Consider the following 20,449-nt stretch of genomic DNA (forward strand, 5'->3'; position numbering starts at 1 on the left):
CGGAGCCAAGGATTGCGCCCCTCAGAAATGACAACGCCCACTAGCATGAGTGGGCGTTGCGTGAACGAATTCTTGGTGGCCCGGGGCGGAATCGAACCACCGACACAAGGATTTTCAATCCTCTGCTCTACCGACTGAGCTACCAGGCCAAGGTGGCGAATTATAGCAGACCAAAACGGGAATGCAAGAGCCGGCTGCGACTTTTCCCGGATTTCCTGCATGCTCATTGATTTATTTGCCTTTGAATCAAATATGATTTGATATAAACGGTATTTTTATCAACAAAGCAAGGGTGCATGGTGTGGCCATCGCGGCCAGCACGGCGTGACGCCAACGCTGGCCGCGATGGGCGCGCAGATGGCTCGCTCGCGTACCTGCGGGCACGCCGGAAGACCATGCGCGGGGGGGGCGTGCGGCATATCGGCTTGCAACTGCGGCAGAGCCGCCTCCCGCTGGCCGAGATCTTGCAGGAGCTCGCAGACCACGTGTTGCCTGTATTTCATTGCGCCGCTTGATCTGGGGCACGCGTCCTGTACTTCCGGACTATCTGAAACAGCTGGGGCAAACGCTATAATGGCCGCATGAACAGTCCTACTTCCCCCACCACGCGGCGCTGCATGCATAGCCACAGCGACGTTTGCATCGTCGGCAATGGCGCCATCGCGAAAACCACGGCGCTGGCGTTTGCCCAGGCAGGACAAAGCGTCACCCTGTTATCCCCGGTGAGCCCGTCCGCGCCCACTGCCGCCGTCAAGCCGGTCGAAGCCAGTTGGGATGTGCGCGTGTATGCGCTCAATCACACGGCGCACCAGTTGCTGTCGTCGCTGAAGGTGTGGGGCGCCCTGGAAGCCGACAGGGTGGCGCCGGTCGACGCCATGCTGGTCAACGGCGACGGCGCGCAGGCGGGCGGACTCGGTTTCGACGCCTACGGCGCGCATGTGGGCAGCCTGGCGTGGATCGTCGAAGACCGCAACCTGGGCCAGGCCCTGGACGCCGCCCTGAAATTCGCGCCGAACGTCAGCGTGCTGCAGGGCCGCGCCAGCCGCCTGGAATGGACCAACGACTCGGCCATCGTGCACCTCGATGGCGGCGACACCATCACCTGCGCGCTGGTAGTGGGCGCGGACGGCGCCCAATCGTGGGTGCGCGGCCAGTGCGACATCGGCCTCGATTACCGCTCCTACGGCCAGCGTGGCGTGGTCAGCAACTTTGCCTGCGAAAAGCCGCACCATGGCGCGGCCCACCAGTGGTTTACGGGCAGCGAAGGCATCGTCGCGCTGCTGCCGCTGCAGGGTGAGCGCGTCTCGCTGGTCTGGTCGGCGCCCGATGCGCTGGCTGATACATTAATGTCCGAATCGGCCGACGCGCTGGCCGAGCGCCTGGCTGCGTATAGTCACGACAAACTGGGCAAGCTGACGCCGTTGCAGCCGGAGCTGGTGCGCGCATTTCCGCTGACCCTGATGCGCCCGCACGCCATGGTGGCGCCGCGCGTGGCCCTGGTGGGCGACGCCGCCCACGTGGTGCACCCGATGGCCGGCCACGGCATGAACCTGGGCTTTGCCGACGTGGCGCAGCTGGTCAAGACGATCGCCGAGCGCGAAGCGCACCGCGGCATCGGCGACGAACGCGTGCTGGCCCGCTATGCCCGCGCGCGCAAGGAAGATGTGCTGCTGATGCAACTGGCCACCGATGGCCTGGCGCGTTTGTTCGGCGCCGATCTGGAGCCGTTGCGCGTGGTTCGCAATTTGGGATTAAACTTGCTGGATAAATTACCGGCCCTGAAGCGAAAAATGATTTCTCACGCGTTGGGACATCATTAAGCCTTAAGATATCGCTGGATAATGGAAGTAGTGAAAATTCAAGGTCGCCGCAGCTGGTCTGCGGCGCTCGTTTTGTTAAGAAGATAGTTGCGCCGGGTCAGAGGCCAGTTCCGCCAGGCGTTTCAAGTGGAGAAGTAATAGTGATAAAAATGAGCAGAATCGCATTGGTGCTGGCCTCGGGCCTGATGATGTCGTGCGCCGGCGCGGAAACGCCGACGGAAGCGAGCATTAAAAAGCTGATCGAACCGCGCCTGGGCGAAGGCGCCAAGGTCGATTCGGTCAAGGAAACGCCGTACGGCGGTCTGTATGAAGTGCGTACGGGCGGCGACATCCTGTACACGGACAAGGCCGCGCAATACCTGTTCGTGGGCCACGTCTTCGACGCCAAGACCTCGCAAGACCTGACCAAGGTGCGCCTGGACGAAGTCAACCGCATCAAATTCTCCGACCTGCCGCTCGATTCGGCGATGAAATCCGTCAAGGGCAATGGCAAGCGCGTGATCGCCGTATTCGAAGATCCGAACTGCGGCTATTGCAAGCGCTTCCGCCAGAACGCGCTGAAGGAAATCGACAACGTCACCGTCTACACCTTCATGTACAACATTCTGTCGCCGGACTCCATCGTCAAGTCGCGCAATGTCTGGTGCGCACCTGACCGCAACAAGGCCTGGGATGACTGGATGTTGAACGGCAAGGCGCCGGCCACGGTGGCCGCCACTTGCGCCAACCCGCATGAAAAAATCCTGGCCCTGGGCCAGCAATTGCGCGTTTCGGGCACGCCTGCCATCTTCTTTGCCGACGGCAGCCGCATTCCGGGCGCAGTCGATGCGAAAACGCTGGAACAGAAATTCTCGACCATTAAGTAATCCGGGCTGTCGCCAGGAAGGCTGGACGGCGCGCCCTCGCAAGGCGCGCTTTTTTTTGCACTTTTTTCCGCTGTCGTATCATCAGGTGTTGTTTGTCGACGCCATAACAATCCAAAAAAGGGGAAGCAGCAGATGATTACCTTGAATATCAACGGACACGACACGCAGGTCGACGCCGATCCTTCCACGCCCATCTTGTGGGCGTTGCGCGATAACCTGAACATGACGGGCACCAAATTCGGTTGCGGCGCGGCCCTGTGCGGCGCCTGCACGGTGCATCTCGACGGCCAGCCTATCCGCTCGTGCATAACGCCGATTTCCTCGGTCGGCGCACAAAAGATCACCACCATCGAAGCGATGGAAAACGACCAGGTGGGCAAGGCCGTGCAGGCGGCATGGGTGCGCCACGACGTGCCGCAATGCGGCTACTGTCAAAGTGGCCAGGTGATGAGCGCCACGGCGCTGCTGCGCAGCAACAAGGCGCCCAGCGATGCCGACATCGACGGCGCCATGAGCGGCAATATCTGCCGCTGCGGCACCTATCAACGTATCCGCGCAGCCATCAAGGACGCGGCCAAGACCCTGGCCTGAGGAGAGCGACATGCGTATCGAATGGTTGAATCAGGAAGCATTGCAGCATGGCGGGGTGACCCTGGGCGCGGCGCTGGCATCGGCGCCGGTGGCTGTGGTTGGCGTGGCCGATGGCGTCTCGCGGCGCGGTTTCATGAAGGCCGGCGCGGTGGCCGGCGGCGGCTTGATGTTGGGCTTTTTCCTGCCCGGCGCGGGCAAGCTGGCCATGGCGGCCGATAGCGCTCCCGCCAAGCCCGTGTATGCACCGAACGCCTTTCTGCACATCGCTCCCGACAACACGGTGACGGTGCAGGTGAACCGGCTGGAATTTGGCCAGGGCGTGCAAACGAGCTTGCCCATGCTGATCGCCGAGGAACTCGACGCCGACTGGAGCCTGGTGCATGGCGCGCTGGCGCCGGCCGGCGAGCAGTACAAGGATGCAGCCTACGGCATGCAGATGACGGGCGGCTCGGGCAGCATCGCGCACTCGTTTACGCAGTACCGCGAAATCGGCGCCAAGGCGCGCGCCATGCTGGTGGCCGCCGCCGCCGCGCAATGGAAAGTCAATCCCGACCAGGTGCGCGCCGCCAAGGGTGTGCTGTATGGCCCCGGTGGGCAAAAGGCGACGTATGGCGAACTTGCCGATGCGGCCATGCGCCAAGCCGTGCCCGCCAGCGTCAAGCTGAAAGACCCGCGCGATTTTTCCATCATCGGCAAACCCGTGAAACGGCTCGACGCGGCCGCCAAGTCCACGGGAAAACAGCAGTTCGGCATCGACTTCAAGCCGCCTGGCGCGAAAGTGGCCATGGTGGCGCGCCCGCCCGTGTTCGGCGCCAGGGTGGCGAAATTCGATGCCAGCAAGGCCAAGGCCATCAAGGGTGTGCTGGAGGTGCTGGAAGTGAAGACGGACCGTGGCGGCAGCGGCGTGGCCGTCATCGCCGACGGCTACTGGCCGGCCAAGCAGGGGCGCGACGCGCTGGTGATCGAGTGGGATACGAGCGCCGTGGAAAAGGTCAGCAGCGAGCAGCAACTGGCCGCCTTCAAGGCACTGGCGAAAACGCCGGGCACCGTCGCCAAACTGGCCGACATGGGCAAGCTGGCCTCGGCGCCGAAAAAGATCGAAGCCGTGTATGAATTCCCTTACCTGGCGCACGCGCCGATGGAGCCGCTCAATTGCGTCGTCGACTTGCAGGCCGACAAATGCACGATGTGGGTGGGCTCGCAATTCCAGACGGGCGACCAGGCGGCCATCGCCGCCACGTCAGGCCTGAAACCGGAGCAAGTGACCCTGCACACGATGATGGCGGGCGGCGGCTTCGGCCGGCGCGCCGTGCCGTCCTCCGACTACGTGGTCGAAGCCGTCAACGTGGCCAAGGCTTATCGGGCGGCGGGCAAGAGCGGCCCGTTAAAGCTGATGTGGAGCCGCGAGGATGACATCAAGGGCGGCTACTACCGGCCGTCGCATGTGCACCGCGCGCAGATCGGTCTCGACGCCAAAGGGAAAATCCTCGCCTGGGACCATACCATCGTGGGCCAGTCCATCATGGCCGGCACGCCGTTCGAGGCCTTCATGGTGAAAAATGGCGTCGACGGCACCATGGTCGAAGGCATGGGCGAGCCGTACACCCTGCCGATGAAGCTGTCGGTGCACACGGCCAAGGCAAACGTGCCCGTGCTGTGGTGGCGCTCGGTAGGTTCGACGCATACGGCCTTCGTCATGGAAACCCTGATCGACGAAGCGGCGCACGTGGCGAAGATGGACCCCGTCGCCTACCGCAAGCAGCTGATCGATGCCAAGCATACGCGCCACATCGCCGCGCTGGACCTGGCCGTGGCCAAGTCCGGTTATGGCAGGAAGAAGCTGCCGAAAGGGCAAGCCTGGGGCGTGGCCATGCATGAATCGTTCAATTCCGTGGTCGCCTACGTGGTGACGGCCTCCGTGGTGGAAGGCGCGCCCAAGCTGCACCAGGTGTGGGCGGGCGTGCATTGCAACCTGGCTGTCAATCCCTTGACGATCGAGGCGCAAGTGCAGGGCGCTGCGCTGATGGCGCTGGGCATGACGATTCCCGGCGCGGCCATTACGCTCAAGGATGGCCTGGTGGAACAGCAGAACTTCGGCGACTACCCGGTGCCGCGCATGCCCGACATGCCCGTGATCGAGGTGCATCTGGTGCCGTCGGGCGACGCGCCGACGGGCATGGGCGAGCCAGGCGTGCCGCCGCTGGCGCCCGCCTTCGCCAACGCGCTGTTTGCCCTGACGGGCAAGCGCCTGCGCAAGCTGCCATTCGACCTGGCGGCCGCATGACGGTAGCAGTTTTTTGAGTACGGTCGGCATCTTGCTGGCAGCCGGAAGGGGACGCAGGTTCGACCCTTCCGGCGGTCAGAACAAATTATTGCAGCCTTTGACGGAAGGCCCGCATGCGGGCTTGCCCGTGGTGGTGGCGGCTGCAAAGTCCATGCTGGCGGCCTTGCCGCGCGTGCTGGCCGTGGTGCGTGCCGACGACACGCAGGTCGCGCGCGTGCTCGGCGCGCTGGGCTGCGAGGTGCGCGTCTGCCATGATGCCGACACGGGCATGGCCGCCTCGCTCACCTGCGCCATCGATTACGTGCGCGGCGCGCCGGGCTGGTTGATCGCCCTGGGCGACATGCCTTGGGTGGAAGCCGCTACAATCGCCGCCTTGTCACACGCCATAGACGATGGTGCGCGCATCGCCGTGCCCGTGTTACAGGGACGGCGCGGCAATCCTGTCGCCTTCAGCGCCTTCCACTTGCCGCTGCTGCTGGCGCTCGATGGCGACCAGGGCGCGCGCAGCATCGTCAACAGCCATGCCGTGTGTGAAGTGACAGTGGACGACAGCGGCATCTTGCGCGATATTGATACACCTGACGATTTGTAAGGCGGGGCAGTGGCGCTCCCGGGAAGACAAGCCAGACACGAGGAAAACATGAAGAAAGCACCGATTCAAAAAATCACCGCCAAGGCAGGCGCCAAGGCAAGCGGCAAAGCCACAAGCAAAGCCGCGGCGAAAAGCGCAGTGAAAACCGCAGTGAAAGCCCCACTGGCCGCCGGCATCATTTACAGCATTGCCGCCCTTGACCTGGCGGGCCACATGTTCAAGGTGACGTTGACAGTCAAGTCGCCGGCCGCCATCGGCCAGGTATTGTCCCTGCCGGCCTGGATCCCGGGCAGCTACATGATCCGCGAATTTTCGCGCAACATCGTCAGCATCCGCGCCGAGTCCGAGGGCAAGGCCGTGGCGCTGACCAAGTTGGACAAGCATTCGTGGCAGGCCGCGCCCTGCCAGGGCGCCTTGACGGTCGAATACGATGTATATGCCTGGGATTTGTCCGTGCGCGCCGCGCACCTGGACCAGAATCACGGCTTCTTCAACGGCACCAGCGTGTTCCTGCGCGTGCTGGGCCAGGAATCCGATGCGCACGAAGTGCACATCGTGCAGCCCAAGGATGCGGCTTGCAAGACCTGGCGAGTCGCTACGACCCTGCCGGAACTGAAAGCGAAACGCTATGGCTTCGGCAGCTACCAGGCGGCCAACTACGATGAGCTGATCGACCACCCTGTGGAGATGGGCGACTTCGCGCTGGCCACCTTCAGCGCGCATGGCGTGCCGCACGATATCGTCGTCACGGGCAAGGTGCCAAACCTGGACCTGGACCGTCTGTGCCGCGACTTGAAAGCCATCTGCGAAACGCAGATCGCCTTCTTCGAACCGAAGAGCAAAAAAGCGCCGATGGACCGCTATGTCTTCATGACCATGGCCGTCGGTGACGGCTACGGTGGCCTGGAGCACCGCGCTTCGACGGCGCTGATCTGCGCGCGCGCCGACTTGCCGACGACGGCATCAACCAGTACCGAGATCGGCGATGGCTACCTGAAATTCCTTGGCCTGTGCAGCCACGAGTACTTCCATACATGGAACGTCAAGCGCATCAAGCCGGCCGCCTTCGCGCCCTACAATCTGCAGGCGGAAAGTTACTCGCCGCTGCTGTGGCTATTCGAGGGCTTCACCAGCTATTACGATGACCTGATGCTGGTGCGCGCGGGCCTGATCGACGAGGCAGCCTACTTCAAATTGCTCGGGAAAACCGTCAACAGCGTGCTGCGCGGCAGCGGCCGCACCAAGCAAAGCGTGGCCGATTCCAGTTTCGACGCCTGGGGCAAGTACTATCGCCAGGATGAAAACGCGCCGAATGCCATCGTCAGCTACTACACCAAGGGTTCGCTGATCGCGCTGGCCTTCGACCTGACGATCCGCAGCAAGACGAATGGTGAGCAATCGCTGGACGACGTCATGCAGGCCCTATGGCAGCGCTATGGCCGCGATTTCTACAAGGGCAAAGCGCGCGGCGTGACGCCGGCCGAAGTCGAAGCCCTGTTCGATGAGGTCTCCGGCACGCGCATGAAGCCCTTCTTCGAGCGCTACATCCGCGGCACGGATGATGTGCCGCTGGCGCGCCTGCTGGCACCCTTCGGCGTGAAATACAGCGACGCGCGCAAGGCGGAAAAAGCCAGCCTGGACGTCAACCTGGGCCGCGACGGCAACGACGCCAGGCTGGCGCAGGTGCACCAGGGCGGCGCTGCCCACGTGGCCGGCCTGTCGGCCGGCGACGTGCTGGTGGCGGTCGATGGCTTGCGCGTCACGGGCACCAACCTGGACACCTTGCTGGGCCGTTACGCGGTCGGCGCCAAGGTGGCGATCCACGCCTTCCGCCGCGATGAGCTGATGACATTGACGGCTGTACTGCAGGGCGACCGCGTGCCGGGTGTCAGCCTGGCGTTGTTGCCGGCGCCAAAGAAAGTCACGGGGCCTAAGCGTCCTAGCGCGGCATGACGCTGACGCGCATGCGTTAAGACAGAAAACCGGCCTTGACTGGCCGGTTTTCTATTGCAGGCAGCATTTTCCCGAATTCAACGCCTACGCCGACATTGGCGGCTTGCCAGCATATTTACTGCAAATGAACTAATTTTTCTTTAACTAAACTAAAATTGCCGCACTGTCTCTTTTAGATTGCTCCCAACGTGCAAACCCTCGATCCTCGAACGATTATGCTGATGACGACCCTGATGTGCGGGGCGATGAGTATCGTCATGTTCTCGGTATATCGCAGTTTCCGACGCGAGGTGCATGGCCTGGGGCATTGGGCAGCCGGTTTGATGTTGCTGGTGTGCGCGTCCATGCTGTTCGCTGTCCGCGAGGCGTGGCCATCGGCGGCGTTTTTGATCGCGGCCAATGCGGCGCTGGTGGCCGGCATCGGCTTGTCGATGCTGGGCACGGAGAAATTCTATGGTCTGGCGCCCAGTCGCCGCGCTTATCTGCTGATACTTGCCCTGAACATCTGCGGCAATAGCTGGCTGCTGCTGGCGCATCCCGATTTCTCGGCGCGTGTGGCACTCTTCTCCCTGCTGGTCTTCCTGTTTTATGCGCGCCAGGCGCAACTGGTATGGCGTTACGGCGAGCGCCACTTTTCGAATTTTTTCTTTGGCGCGCTGATGTTGCTGCAAGCTGTCGTGGTGCTGGCGCGCGGCGTGTCGGCTGTGCTGCATGGCGGCGCCAGTGTGAACCTGGCGGTGGCAGGTACGCCGGCCGGCATTTATCTGGTGGTTGCCAATTTCATGGCGCTGCAGCTGACGGTCGGCTTCATGACAATGGCGACGCGACGCCTGCAGCAGATACTAGAGCGCCGCTCAACCCACGATCCGCTGACGCAGGTGCTGAACCGGCGCGGTTTTGGCGACGCCTATGCGCGCGAGACAGACAATCCGCGGCGGCACCGCCTGCCGCTGACCCTGCTCAGCATCGACCTCGATTACTTCAAATTGATCAATGATCGCCACGGTCATGCGGTGGGTGACCAGGTGCTGGCGCATGTGGCCAGCGTTATCAAAGGCGCCTTGCGCGAATCGGATTGCGTGGCGCGTTTCGGTGGCGAGGAGTTCGTCGTGCTGATGCCGGACATGCCGGTGCAGAGCGCGTTGGGCGTGGCAGAGCGCATCCGCGCCTTGCTGCATGAACCTAATCATGCGGGGCTGCCATCGTGTACGGTCAGCATAGGCGTCGCTTGTCAGGCATCGGTGGTGGAAGGGCTGGAAGCATTGCTGTCGCGCGCCGATGCGGCCCTGTACCTGGCCAAGGAGCGGGGACGCGACCGCATCGAACTCGATGCTGGCGCGCTTACTGCGGACCGGACAAAGTGCGCAGCTGGAATCGGTACTGCTCGTTGAACAAAAAGGTTTCGGAAAAATCGAAGGTGCGGGCGTGGCGGTGCATCAGGTGTGCCGCCGGCGGAAATTTGCTTTGCACGCGCCGTACGGCGGCCAGCGCCGCTGCCGATGCTTCGCTGTCGCGAGAGCGGCGTACGCGCACGCTTTGCAGCTCGCCGTCGGCGCCTACGCTCAGGTCGAGCACGACGATGGCCGGCAGCATGGGCGGCAGGCGCCCGCTGTATGTGTATGCGCCGTTGGCCGCCATGATCTGCTGCGCCACCAGCGACTTGTAGATGTCGATGTTGGCGGCCAGCTGTATCGCGGCCGGCGTGCCAGGGGGCGTGCGCGCTACTGGCGGGGCCGCAGTCTGGCAGGCCGACAGCAGGACAGTGGCGGCAAGGAGGCTGATCGCGTGTCTCATGGCTGCCAGCCTACCATGGCTTAACTGAACAGGCGTGCCAGTTCCACGCCGGGGTCTGGCGCACGCATGAACGCTTCGCCCACCAGGAAGCTGTGTATGTGTGCGTCGCGCATGCGTTTCACGTCGGCCGTGCTGTGGATGCCCGATTCGGTGATGATCAATTTGTCTTGCGGGATGCGCGGCAAGAGATTGATGGTCGTGTCGAGCGAGGTCTCGAAGGTGCGCAGGTTGCGGTTGTTGATGCCGATCAGCGCGCTCTTGAGCTTGAGTGCCGCGTCGAGTTCCTCGCCGTCGTGGCTTTCGATCAGCACGCCCATGCCCAGTTCGTGGGCGCACGCTTCCATCTCGGCCATCAGGCCATGGTCGAGCGCCGCGACGATCAGGAGGATGCAGTCGGCACCCATGGCGCGCGCTTCATAGATCTGGTACATGTCGACCATGAAATCCTTGCGCAGCACGGGGATGGTGCAGGCGGCGCGCGCCTGCTGCAGATATGCCACGCAGCCCTGGAAGAACTGCTCGTCCGTCAGCACGGACAGGCAGGCCGCGCCATGCGCCGCATAGCTGGCGGCGATATCAAACGGATGGAAGTCGGCGCGTATCACGCCTTTCGACGGCGACGCTTTTTTCACTTCGGCGATGATGCCGGGCTTGCCGGCGGTGATGTGCTGGCGCAGGCTTGCTTCAAAGCCGCGCAGGCCGGCGCGCAGGGCGTTGTCGCTTTCCACGTCGCTGCGCAGGCTGGCCAGGCTGCGGTGCGCTTTGGCTTTCGCCACTTCATCGGCCTTCACGGCCAGGATTTTATCGAGTATGTCGGACATGATGGTCGCTATTCTATAAAGGAGGGCGGCAGCTTACGCTTGCGCCGGGGTGCCCAGTTGCTGCGTCACCTGCACGAATTGGTCGAGTTTGGCCAGGGCGGCGCCGGAATTGACGGCGCTGCGCGCACGCGCCAGGCCGTCTTCGATCGAGCTGGCCACGCCTGCCGCGTACAGCGCCGTGCCCGCATTCAGGGCGACGATGTCAGCCGCCGCACCGGGCTCGCCGCGTAGCGCTTCCATCATCTTGGCCTTTGATTCGATGGAATCGGCCACCTTCAGGTTGCGGCTGGCGATCATCGACATGCCGAAATCTTCGGGATGGATTTCATATTCGCGGATCTCGCCGTTGACCAGTTCGCCGACCATGGTGGCCGCACCCAGCGACACTTCATCCATATTGTCGCGGCCATACACGACGATGGCGTGCTGTGCGCCCAGGCGCTGCAGCACGCGCACCTGGATGCCGACCAGGTCGGCGTGGAACACGCCCATCAAAATGTTAGGTGCGCCGGCCGGGTTCGTCAGGGGGCCGAGGATATTGAAAATCGTGCGCACACCGAGTTCGCGGCGCACGGGCGCCGCATGCTTCATGGCCGCATGGTGGTTGGGCGCATACATGAAGCCGATGCCCGTCTGCGCGATCGACTGGGCGATCTGCTCGGGTTGCAGGTTGATGTTGACGCCCAGGGAGTCCAGTACGTCGGCGCTGCCGGACGAGGACGAGACGCTGCGTCCGCCATGCTTGGCCACGCGCGCGCCGGCTGCTGCCGCCACGAACATCGAGGCGGTGGAAATATTGAAAGTGTGCGCGCCGTCGCCGCCCGTGCCGACGATGTCGAGCAGGTTGGTGGTGTCGGCCATGGGCACCTTGGTGGAAAACTCGCGCATGACTTGCGCGGCGGCGGCGATCTCACCGATGGTTTCCTTTTTCACGCGCAAACCCATGGTCAGGGCCGCGATCATGGTGGGCGACATTTCGCCGGACATGATCTGGCGGAACAGGTACAGCATTTCGTCGTGAAAGATCTCGCGGTGTTCGATGCAGCGCAGCAGGGCTTCTTGTGGGGTGATCGGCATGATGCTTCCTTCTTCAATGATGGCGCAGGAGGACACTGATGGCACGCCGGGGCGTGCGCATGAAATCAGCGCTCGAGAAAATTCTTCAGCAGGGCGTGGCCGTGTTCCGAGAGGATCGATTCGGGGTGGAACTGCACGCCCTCGATATCGTATTCCCGGTGGCGCACGCCCATGATTTCGCCGTCGTCCGTCCACGCTGTCACTTCCAGGCAGGAAGGCAGCGAAGCGCGTTCGATCGCCAAAGAGTGGTAGCGGATCACTGTGAAAGGGCTGGGCAAGCCTTTGAAAACGCCCACGCCCGTATGGGCGATGAGGGAAGTCTTGCCATGCATGACTTGCTTGGCGCGGATGACTTTGCCGCCAAATGCTACACCGATGGCCTGGTGGCCCAGGCACACGCCAAGAATCGGCTTCTTGCCGGCGAAGTGCTTGAGCACTTCCACCGAGATACCTGCCTGCTCTGGTGCTTTCGGACCGGGCGAGATGCAGATGCGGTCCGGGTTCAGCGCCTCGATCTGTTCGATCGTGATTTCATCATTGCGGTAGACCCGCACGTCTTCGCCCAGTTCGCCGAAATACTGCACGATGTTGTAGGTGAAGGAATCGTAGTTGTCGATCATCAGCAGCATCTTAAAACTCCCCATCCAGGCCATCTTGCACTTGTTCGGCGGCGCGCAGTACGGCGCGCGCCTTGTTTTCGGTTTCCTGCCATTCCATTTCGGGGATCGAGTCGGCCACGATGCCGGCTGCAGCCTGCACGTAGAGCATGCCGTCCTTGATCACGCCAGTGCGGATCGCAATCGCCACATCCATCTCGCCGCCAAACGACAGATAGCCGCAGGCGCCGCCATAGATGCCGCGCTTGGTGATTTCCAGTTCGTCGATCACTTCCATGGCGCGCACTTTCGGCGCGCCCGTCAGGGTGCCGGCGGGGAAGGTCGCGCGCAGCACGTCCAGGTTCGACAGGCCGTCTTTCAAGTTGCCTTCCACGTTCGAGACGATGTGCTGCACGTGCGAATATTTTTCGATGACCATGCGGTCGGTGACGTGCACGCTGCCCGTCTGCGCGATGCGGCCGATGTCGTTGCGCGCCAGGTCGATCAGCATCACGTGTTCGGCGATTTCTTTCGGATCGGCCAGCAATTCGGCGGACAGTTCGGCGTCGCGTTCTGGCGTGGCGCCGCGCGGACGGGTGCCGGCGATGGGACGCAGGGTGACTTTCTTGCCGCCGTCGGCCGTCGTCTCGTTGCGTACCAAAATCTCGGGCGAGGCGCCGATGATCTGCATGTCGCCGAAATTATAGAAGTACATATACGGCGACGGGTTCAGCGAACGCAGGGCGCGATACAGGGTCAGCGGCGAATCGACGTAAGGCTTGCGGATGCGCTGGCCGATCTGCACCTGCATCAGATCGCCGGCCATCACATATTCATGCGCCTTGGCGACCGCCTTCAGATAGTCTTCCTTGGAAAAGTCGCGGATCGTTTCCGTGCGTACGGAGGCGCTGGTAACGGGCGCATCGACGCCGCGGCGCAGCATCATGCGCAAGTCCTTCAGGCGCTGGCGCGCCTTGCTGAACGATTCGGCTTGCGTCGTATCGGCGTAGACGATCAGGTAAAGCTTGCCGGACAGGTTGTCGATGACGGCCAGTTCTTCCGTCACCATCAGCTGGATGTCGGGCAGGTTCAGATCATCTTTCGGCGCGCCGCCGGCGAGTTTTTTCTCGATGTGGCGCACCGTGTCGTAGCCGAAGTAGCCGGCCAGGCCTCCGCAGAAGCGCGGCATGCCGGGGCGCAGCGCTACCTTGAAGCGCGACTGGTACTGCTCGATGAAGTCGAGCGGATTACCTTCGTGCTCTTCGATCACGACACCGTTCTTGACGATCTCGGTACGCTTGCCATGGCTGCGCAAGACGGTGTTGGCGGGCAAGCCGATGAAGGAATAGCGGCCGAAGCGTTCGCCGCCGACGACGGATTCGAGCAGGAAGGTATTCTTGCCGCCTTGCTGGGTCTGCGCCAGTTTCAGGTACAGGGTGAGCGGGGTTTCGAGATCGGCGAAAGCTTCCGCGATCAGGGGGATGCGGTTGTAGCCTTGCTGTGCCAGCGATTTGAATTCGAGTTCGGTCATGTGTCTCTCCATGCCGCCAGGGTACGCGTGTGCGTCGTGCTTACAAAGCACAAACCCTGCGGTGGGTTATCAAAAAACCTGCCGGTGCGCGTGCGCAACCGACAGCAATCTTACACGGCTCGGCCCTTAGGCCTGCCAGGATTGCCAGCGTCGCCAAAGCCAGGCCTCAATCGAGCCGGTTTGGGTGACATTGTGTTTTTTGATGAGAAACGTGTTCACGATATGGTGTTGGGGTTGGTCAGTATGCTGGTCTGTTGTGCATGCTAATAAAATCGGCCGCTTCGAGCAGCGTATTTACTATACCATCGGAATCGGTGTCGTGTATAGAGTGTCCGTGGTTGTAGCCATACGGCACCGTCAACACGGGGCAAGCCGCTGCCCGTGCCGCTTGCGCGTCATTCGAAGAGTCGCCGATGGCCACCACTTTGGCGGGCGCCAGGTCGAAGTCCGCACACACTTGCAGCAGCGGCATGGGGTGCGGTTTTTTCTTCGGCAGCGAATCGCCGCCGTAGACGATCTCGAAATACTGCGCCAGGTTTTTCTGCTGCAGCAGGGGCAGGGCGAAGGCGATCGGCTTGTTGGTGACGCAAGCCAGGCGCAAGCCCGCCGCCTTCATCGCCGCCAGTCCTGCTTCGACGTCCGGGTAGAGGGTGCTGAACTGGCCATTGATGGCCAGGTAGTGGCGCTGGTAGGCCTCCATCGCCGCGTCAAAACGCTGTTCCACGCCGGCCGTATCAAAGTCGAGCGCCAGCACGGAGCGGATCAGGTTTTCCGAACCTTTGCCCACCATCAGCTTGATGGCCTCGGCGCTGATGGGTGCCAGGTCCAGTTCGGCGCGCATGCCATTGATGGCGACATGAAAATCGGGCACGGTGTCGAGCATCGTGCCATCGAGATCGATGATGGCGGCGCGCACGCCGGCCAGTACGTGGTCTTTCAGCGTGCCCGCTTGCATCAGGCGCCCGTCACTTTGGCCAATTCGGCGCGCATGGCGTCGATGACGGCCTTGTAGTCAGGCTTGCCGAAGATGGCCGAGCCGGCGACAAAGGTGTCGGCGCCGGCGGCGGCGGCGGCGGCGATGTTGTCGATCTTGATGCCGCCATCGACTTCCAGCATGATGTCACGGCCCGATTCGTCGATCATGCGGCGCGCTTCGGCGATTTTCTTCAGCGCTTGCGGAATAAAGGACTGGCCGCCGAAACCCGGGTTGACGGACATGATCAGGATGATGTCGATCTTGTCCATTACATGTTCCAGGTAGTGCAGCGGCGTGCCCGGGTTGAACACCAGGCCCGATTTGCAGCCATTGTCGCGGATCAGCTGCAAGGAGCGGTCCACGTGATCCGACGCTTCCGGGTGGAAGGTGATGATGTTCGCGCCAGCCTTGGCGAAATCCGGGATAATGCGATCGACAGGCTTGACCATCAGATGCACGTCGATGGGCACTTGCACGTGTGGGCGTATCGCTTCGCACACCAGTGGGCCGATGGTCAGGTTCGGCACATAATGGTTATCCATCACGTCGAAGTGGATGATGTCGGCACCGGCGGTAACGACGTTGCGCACTTCCTCGCCCAGACGGGCAAAGTCGGCGGACAGGATGCTGGGAGCGATACGGAATGTTGTCATGGTGGCTAAGAGCTAAGAGTAGAAAATGCGAAGATGCGCTATTTTACGCTTGACGCCGTTACCATGCCTTATTGAAGCACAGTGAAACGCTGAATACACGGCGCGCGATGGCCAATGCGGGCGCGCGGCACACAATATACGACTGGCAATGTCTGAATAGGAATAACGATGGCGACTTATGAATTTACGGTAACGGTCAAGACGCAATATCTGCCCGAGCAATCGGCACCAGACCAGGGGCGGCATGTGTTCAGCTACACGGTACGCGTTGTCAACACGGGCACGGCTGGCGCGCAACTGATTTCGCGCCACTGGGTCATCACGGATGCGAACAACAAGGTGGAAGAGGTGCGCGGCCTGGGCGCCGTCGGTCACCAGCCGCTCCTGCAGCCGGGCGAACAGTTCGAATACACGAGCGGGACGATGCTGGGCACGCCGCAAGGCTCGATGCACGGCGAATACTTTTGCGTGGCCGAAGATGGCCATCAGTTCGAAGCGCCGATTCCCGAGTTCGTACTGTCGGTGCCGCGTACCTTGCATTGACGGGACGCCGGGGCTTGCGCCCCTTTATTTCAGTTTTTCGGTGCTGTCCTGTTCTTCTTTGAGCTGTTTGCGTGCTGGTGGCGCGGGTTTTTTACCCGAATACATGGTCCACCAGACTATAAATGCCAGCAAGAAGAACGCCACCAGCGCCTCTATCATCAAGATCCACATACGTACCCCTATGTTATTTACCCGCAGCTTAGTATTTACCCGCCGTCTACTGACACGCGGTAGTCTACCCGTTTCAATCGGCGTCGTAGCGCTTGCTTTGTCCGCCTGCACCACGCCGTCCACGCCGCCCACTGCCTCCAGCGGCAAGGCGCCCGCCATCGCGCCGACCGTCGTCAAGCCAGTGCCTGCCAAGCCGGCGGATGCCAAGGATGCCACTGATGTGGCTGCTCCCACCTTCGTGCCCGCCAAGTTTGCCGCCTTGCCTGGCTGGGCCCGCGATGACATGCGCGCCGTCTGGCCAGCGTTCATGGCTTCATGCGGCGTGCTGGTCAAACGCCCGGACTGGAAGGAATCGTGCACCATCGCGCGCCAGGTCAATGCGGACAGCGACAAAGCCATCCGCCTGTTCTTCGAGACTTTCTTTGTGCCAAATCAAGTCATCACCGCCGATGGCGCCAGTACCGGTTTGGTGACCGGCTATTACGAACCGCTGCTGCACGGGGCGCGCAAGCGCGGCGGTCCATACCAGACGCCGCTGTACAAGGTGCCTGACGATCTGGTTTCGGTCGACCTGGCCGGCGTGTATCCGGAGCTGAAGAACATGCGCTTGCGGGGCAAGCTGGTCGGCAAGAAGGTGATACCGTACGCGACCCGCGCCGACATCGAGCGCGCCACGGCCGTCACGGGCAAGGAATTGCTGTGGGTGGATGACGAAGTCGAAGCGTTCTTCCTGCAGGTGCAGGGTTCCGGACGCGTGCAGCTGACCGATACGCAGGAAACCGTGCGCGTGGCGTATGCGGATCAAAACGGCCATCCCTACAAGTCGATCGGCCGCTATCTGGTCGACAAGGGCGAGCTGACCCTGAGTCAGGCGTCCGCGCAGGGCATCAAGGCGTGGATCGCCGGCCATCCCACGCGCAAGGATGAATTGTTTAACGCCAATCCCAGCTATGTCTTCTTCAAGGAAGAGCGCCTGCCTGACCCGAAAGTGGGGCCCAAGGGTGCGCTGGGCGTGCCGCTGACGCCGCAGCGCTCGGTGGCTATCGATTCGCGCTTCCTGCCGCTGGGTGCGCCCGTGTTCCTGTCCACCACGCAAGCCAATAGCGAGATTCCCATGCAGCGCCTGGTGATGGCGCAGGATACGGGCGGCGCCATTCGCGGACCCATCCGTGTCGATTACTTCTTTGGCTTTGGCGCGGAAGCGGCCGAGAATGCGGGCCGCATGAAGCAGAGCGGCGCCGTGTGGGTGTTGTTGCCGAAGCAGGCGCCGACGCGCTGAGTTGTTGCGCGCGACGCCGGCTAAGCCGTGGGCTGGCTTAGCGTAGCACCATGACTGGCAATTGCGTATGCGCCAGCACTTTTTGCGTTTCGCTGCCCACGAACAGCTTATTCAAGCCCTTGCGGCCATGCGAGGCCATCAGGATGATGTCGCAATGGTAGGTCTGCGCGGCACTGACGATTTCATCGTGCGGGCTGGGCGACACGGCCACCACGCCTTCGAAGGGCACGCCGACGGCGCGCGCCGCTGCGCCGATCTTGTCGATGGCGCGTTGCGAGGCTTCCTGCATCTGCTGTTCGTACAGGCTGGCGTCGAGCACGATGCCGCCGTCGGCCATCGGCGAAAACGGGAAGGGCTGCACCACACTGATGGCGACCAGCTTGGCCTTGTTCAGTTGGGCGAAGGCGAGGGCGGTCTCGGCGGCTTTGTCGGACAACGGCGAGCCGTCGGTGGGAAATAAGATGGTGTTAAACATAGCGTGCTCCTCAAGTGATGTCAGACAGCTTATGGATTTAGATCAATTAAAACCTTGATATAAATCAAACCTACCAGGCTTTGGCATGAATAGTGTCGCCAAGGCAATCTTTTAGCAGTGTATGCCTGTTCATCTCTTCAGGTGCGCACGCTACGCAGCGGCGTGCCCCATGCCATGGCGATCGTTAGCAAGATGCTGCCTGCCGCGATGCAGGCCAGGCCATTGCGCACGCTGAAGTGTTCCGCTACCCAGCCGGCGGCCAGCGCGCCCAGCGGCGCCGTCGCCACCGTCAGGAAGCGCATGGTCGAGGTCATGCGGCCCAGCATGGGGTCGGGCGTGACTTTCTGGCGCAGGCCCAGGTAGGGAATAAAGAACAGCATCACGCCGCAATCGAAAAAGAACATCAGCACGGCATAGGCCACGGCGCTGGCGGCCGCGCTGCCGAACAGGGCAGCGGGAATCGTGGGCGTCAGGGCAAAGCACACGGAGGTGGACGCCAGTCCGATCAGGATGGTGCGGCCGGTGCCATAGCGGCGCGTCAGCGGCTTGACGATGAAGGCGCTGAGCAGCACGCCGGCGCCGCCCAGCATCTGCGTCATGCCCAGCACGCCGGGGCTCATGCCCAGATCGCGCGTGGCGAACAGCACCGTCAAGGCCATGCTGGCGTAAAACAGGAAGTGCCAGATGCCGGCGCCCCAGGCCAGCGCGCGCAGCAGTGGTTCGCGCCAGACAAACAGCAAGCCGTCGGCGATGTCGCGCAGGGCGTGCTTGTCGGAGGGGGCTGGACGCGGGTCGCGCACGCTCATGGCGCGCAAATTGAATACTGAAACCAGATACCCGCAAGCCGTGCACAGGATGGCGACGGGCGCCGACAGCACTTGCACCAGCACGCCGGCCAGACCGGGACCGATCAGGCGCGAAGCCGATTCGGTAGCGGCAAATTTTGATTGCGCATCGATCAAGCCATCGCGGCCTACCAGGAAGGTCAAAAAAACCTGCTCGGCGCCGCCGCCCACGACGAAGCCCGTGCCGATAATGAATCCCACTATATATATAACCATGGCATCGATAGCACGCCGCACCAGTAGGCGACGGCGACACTGGCCAGCGCCAGGCCAGACATGCTTTCGCTGAACAGCATGATCGGGTGCTTGCTGCGCCGGTCCAGCAACACGCCGACGGGCAAGCCGAAGAGGGCGAACGGCAGCGCCTGCAGGGCGACCAGCACGCCCATCTGTTCCGGCGTCGCATGCAGTAACAGTACCGCGCACAGTGGCAGGGCCAGCGAGGTGATCTGGGCACCGAAGCAATTGAGGCCGTTGCTGAACCACAGGCGGCGAAAATTGACGCTGGCGGCGCTGCCGTCACCGCGCAGGTAGTGGGTGCAGTACTGGAAGAAGGAAGAGAAAATACGCTGCTCGATGAAGGTGGTCAGGCTCACAATAATAGCAGCGCATCTGTCGCGCCGCTGCCGTTAGCCGCTACAATCGTCACACCGTTCATCCAGAGGAGACACTATGCAATACGAAGACTTGATTATCGATATCCAGGACAAAGTGGCGGTCATCCGCCTGAACCGCCCGAAGGCGCTCAACGCCTTGAATGACAACATGATGAATGAACTGGGCGACGCCCTGCTGAAGTTCGACGCGGATGACAATATCGGCTGTATCGTACTCACGGGCAGTGAAAAAGCCTTTGCCGCCGGCGCCGACATCGCCGCCATGGCAGACTACACTTACCCGGACACCTTTACTCAGGGCTACATCAGCCGCAACTGGGAGCATATCTTGCGCGTGCGCAAACCCGTGGTGGGCGCCGTAGCAGGTTACGCACTTGGTGGTGGCTGCGAACTGGCCATGATGTGTGATTTCCTGATCGCTGCCGATAGTGCCAAATTTGGCCAGCCGGAAATCAAGGTCGGCGTTACGCCAGGCGCGGGCGGCACGCAGCGTCTGCCGCGCGCCATCGGCAAGGCCAAGGCCATGGATCTGCTGTTGACGGCGCGCACCATCGATGCTGCCGAGGCGGAACGCATCGGCCTGGTGTCGCGCGTGGTGCCGGCCGATAAATTGCTGGAAGAAACCTTGGCCGCGGCCAAGACCATCGCCGCCATGCCGACCTCGGTTGCCATGATGATCAAGGATTGCGTCAACCGCGCCTTTGAAACCACCCTGACCGATGGTGTCGCCTACGAGCGCCGCTTGTTCCAGGCCGCCTTCGGCACGCCTGCACAAAAAGAAGGCATGCACGCTTTCCTGGAAAAGCGCTTGCCAAACTTCGACGGTCTTTGATATGATTCGCCTCCCCGATGAGACGCACTAGTTTGCGGCACAAAAGGGGCAGCCTTCCGGGGCTGGGTAGTAAAAAAGAAGGTTGACGAAATGCTGCAAACGCTTCATACTCTTCCTTCTTCGCAGCTGACAA

General features: G+C 62.1%; 21 protein-coding genes and 1 tRNA gene. 10 read left to right on the forward strand and 12 right to left on the reverse strand.

The genetic code is table 11. From position 1 onward, the window contains the following. Positions 1–73 precede the first annotated feature (73 nt). A tRNA-Phe gene (locus K0F85_RS18555) sits at positions 74–149 on the reverse strand. 432 nt (positions 150–581) lie between these two features. Here K0F85_RS18555 and K0F85_RS18560 point away from each other — a divergent pair. The 7 genes from K0F85_RS18560 to K0F85_RS18590 all read left to right on the forward strand — a co-directional run bounded on the left by K0F85_RS18560 (position 582) and on the right by K0F85_RS18590 (position 9,497). Continuing rightward, the gene (locus tag K0F85_RS18560) at positions 582–1,820 is read left to right on the forward strand and encodes an FAD-dependent monooxygenase (RefSeq protein ID WP_219117423.1); all 1,239 of its coding nucleotides are present in this window, start codon (positions 582–584) and stop codon (positions 1,818–1,820) included. 149 nt (positions 1,821–1,969) lie between these two features. After that, a complete protein-coding gene (locus K0F85_RS18565) occupies positions 1,970–2,686 on the forward strand; it encodes a DsbC family protein (protein ID WP_219117424.1) in 717 nt (238 codons plus the stop codon). A gap of 132 nt (positions 2,687–2,818) precedes the next feature. Beyond that, positions 2,819–3,277: a (2Fe-2S)-binding protein gene (locus K0F85_RS18570; protein WP_219117425.1), complete on the forward strand. Its 459-nt coding sequence runs from the start codon at positions 2,819–2,821 to the stop codon at positions 3,275–3,277. A gap of 10 nt (positions 3,278–3,287) precedes the next feature. Next, positions 3,288–5,561: a xanthine dehydrogenase family protein molybdopterin-binding subunit gene (locus K0F85_RS18575; RefSeq protein WP_219117426.1), complete on the forward strand. Its 2,274-nt coding sequence runs from the start codon at positions 3,288–3,290 to the stop codon at positions 5,559–5,561. A 13-nt stretch (positions 5,562–5,574) separates the two neighbouring features. Beyond that, a complete protein-coding gene (locus K0F85_RS18580) occupies positions 5,575–6,153 on the forward strand; it encodes an NTP transferase domain-containing protein (protein WP_219117427.1) in 579 nt (192 codons plus the stop codon). A gap of 48 nt (positions 6,154–6,201) precedes the next feature. Beyond that, positions 6,202–8,106: a M61 family metallopeptidase gene (locus K0F85_RS18585; protein WP_374198739.1), complete on the forward strand. Its 1,905-nt coding sequence runs from the start codon at positions 6,202–6,204 to the stop codon at positions 8,104–8,106. A 221-nt stretch (positions 8,107–8,327) separates the two neighbouring features. Continuing rightward, entirely contained in the window at positions 8,328–9,497 is a 1,170-nt protein-coding gene (locus tag K0F85_RS18590; RefSeq protein WP_257572869.1) for a GGDEF domain-containing protein, read from the forward strand. Here the strand turns inward: K0F85_RS18590 and K0F85_RS18595 are convergent. The 7 genes from K0F85_RS18595 to rpe form a co-directional block, all read right to left on the reverse strand. After that, positions 9,448–9,900, reverse strand: a complete 453-nt coding sequence (locus tag K0F85_RS18595; protein ID WP_219117429.1) for a hypothetical protein — start codon at positions 9,898–9,900, stop codon at positions 9,448–9,450. The genes K0F85_RS18590 and K0F85_RS18595 overlap by 50 nt on opposite strands. A 20-nt stretch (positions 9,901–9,920) precedes the next feature. Continuing rightward, positions 9,921–10,721, reverse strand: a complete 801-nt coding sequence (gene trpC, locus K0F85_RS18600; RefSeq protein WP_219117430.1) for an indole-3-glycerol phosphate synthase TrpC — start codon at positions 10,719–10,721, stop codon at positions 9,921–9,923. 33 nt (positions 10,722–10,754) lie between these two features. Beyond that, entirely contained in the window at positions 10,755–11,798 is a 1,044-nt protein-coding gene (trpD, locus tag K0F85_RS18605; RefSeq protein ID WP_219117431.1) for an anthranilate phosphoribosyltransferase, read from the reverse strand. A gap of 65 nt (positions 11,799–11,863) precedes the next feature. Next, a complete protein-coding gene (locus tag K0F85_RS18610) occupies positions 11,864–12,427 on the reverse strand; it encodes an aminodeoxychorismate/anthranilate synthase component II (RefSeq protein WP_219117432.1) in 564 nt (187 codons plus the stop codon). Position 12,428: 1 nt separating this feature from the next. Then, on the reverse strand, positions 12,429–13,925 hold the full coding sequence (trpE, locus tag K0F85_RS18615) for an anthranilate synthase component I (RefSeq protein WP_219117433.1): 1,497 nt from the start codon (positions 13,923–13,925) through the stop codon (positions 12,429–12,431). Between the two features lie 238 nt (positions 13,926–14,163). After that, complete coding sequence (locus K0F85_RS18620; protein WP_219117434.1) at positions 14,164–14,880, reverse strand: phosphoglycolate phosphatase; 717 nt, start codon at positions 14,878–14,880, stop codon at positions 14,164–14,166. Then, positions 14,880–15,554: a ribulose-phosphate 3-epimerase gene (gene rpe / locus K0F85_RS18625; protein WP_219117435.1), complete on the reverse strand. Its 675-nt coding sequence runs from the start codon at positions 15,552–15,554 to the stop codon at positions 14,880–14,882. The genes K0F85_RS18620 and rpe overlap by 1 nt, the downstream gene beginning before the upstream one ends. A 168-nt stretch (positions 15,555–15,722) precedes the next feature. Between rpe and apaG the strand changes: the two genes are divergently transcribed. Further along, positions 15,723–16,097 carry a Co2+/Mg2+ efflux protein ApaG gene (apaG, locus tag K0F85_RS18630; protein WP_219117436.1) on the forward strand — a complete coding sequence of 125 codons (375 nt, stop codon included), beginning with the start codon at positions 15,723–15,725 and terminating at the stop codon, positions 16,095–16,097. 24 nt (positions 16,098–16,121) lie between these two features. Here apaG and K0F85_RS18635 read toward each other — a convergent pair whose 3' ends face one another. Further along, positions 16,122–16,268, reverse strand: a complete 147-nt coding sequence (locus K0F85_RS18635) for a hypothetical protein (RefSeq protein WP_219117437.1) — start codon at positions 16,266–16,268, stop codon at positions 16,122–16,124. Between the two features lie 97 nt (positions 16,269–16,365). Between K0F85_RS18635 and K0F85_RS18640 the strand changes: the two genes are divergently transcribed. Continuing rightward, entirely contained in the window at positions 16,366–17,547 is a 1,182-nt protein-coding gene (locus K0F85_RS18640) for a murein transglycosylase A (protein ID WP_257572870.1), read from the forward strand. 37 nt (positions 17,548–17,584) lie between these two features. Here the strand turns inward: K0F85_RS18640 and K0F85_RS18645 are convergent, their stop codons facing one another. The 3 genes from K0F85_RS18645 to K0F85_RS28900 form a co-directional block, all read right to left on the reverse strand. Beyond that, a complete protein-coding gene (locus tag K0F85_RS18645; protein ID WP_219117438.1) occupies positions 17,585–18,022 on the reverse strand; it encodes a universal stress protein in 438 nt (145 codons plus the stop codon). A 137-nt stretch (positions 18,023–18,159) separates the two neighbouring features. Then, complete coding sequence (locus K0F85_RS18650) at positions 18,160–19,083, reverse strand: MFS transporter (protein ID WP_257572871.1); 924 nt, start codon at positions 19,081–19,083, stop codon at positions 18,160–18,162. Next, complete coding sequence (locus K0F85_RS28900) at positions 19,068–19,463, reverse strand: MFS transporter (RefSeq protein ID WP_257572872.1); 396 nt, start codon at positions 19,461–19,463, stop codon at positions 19,068–19,070. The genes K0F85_RS18650 and K0F85_RS28900 overlap by 16 nt, the downstream gene beginning before the upstream one ends. Before the next feature lie 76 nt (positions 19,464–19,539). On the opposite strand from K0F85_RS28900, the gene K0F85_RS18655 reads away from it, so the two are divergent. Beyond that, positions 19,540–20,316: an enoyl-CoA hydratase gene (locus K0F85_RS18655; protein ID WP_131689924.1), complete on the forward strand. Its 777-nt coding sequence runs from the start codon at positions 19,540–19,542 to the stop codon at positions 20,314–20,316. The last annotated feature ends 133 nt before the right edge of the window (positions 20,317–20,449 follow it).

The organism is Janthinobacterium sp. UMAB-56 (assembly GCF_900095265.1).
In the GTDB taxonomy this organism is placed as follows: Bacteria; Pseudomonadota; Gammaproteobacteria; order Burkholderiales; family Burkholderiaceae_D; genus Janthinobacterium.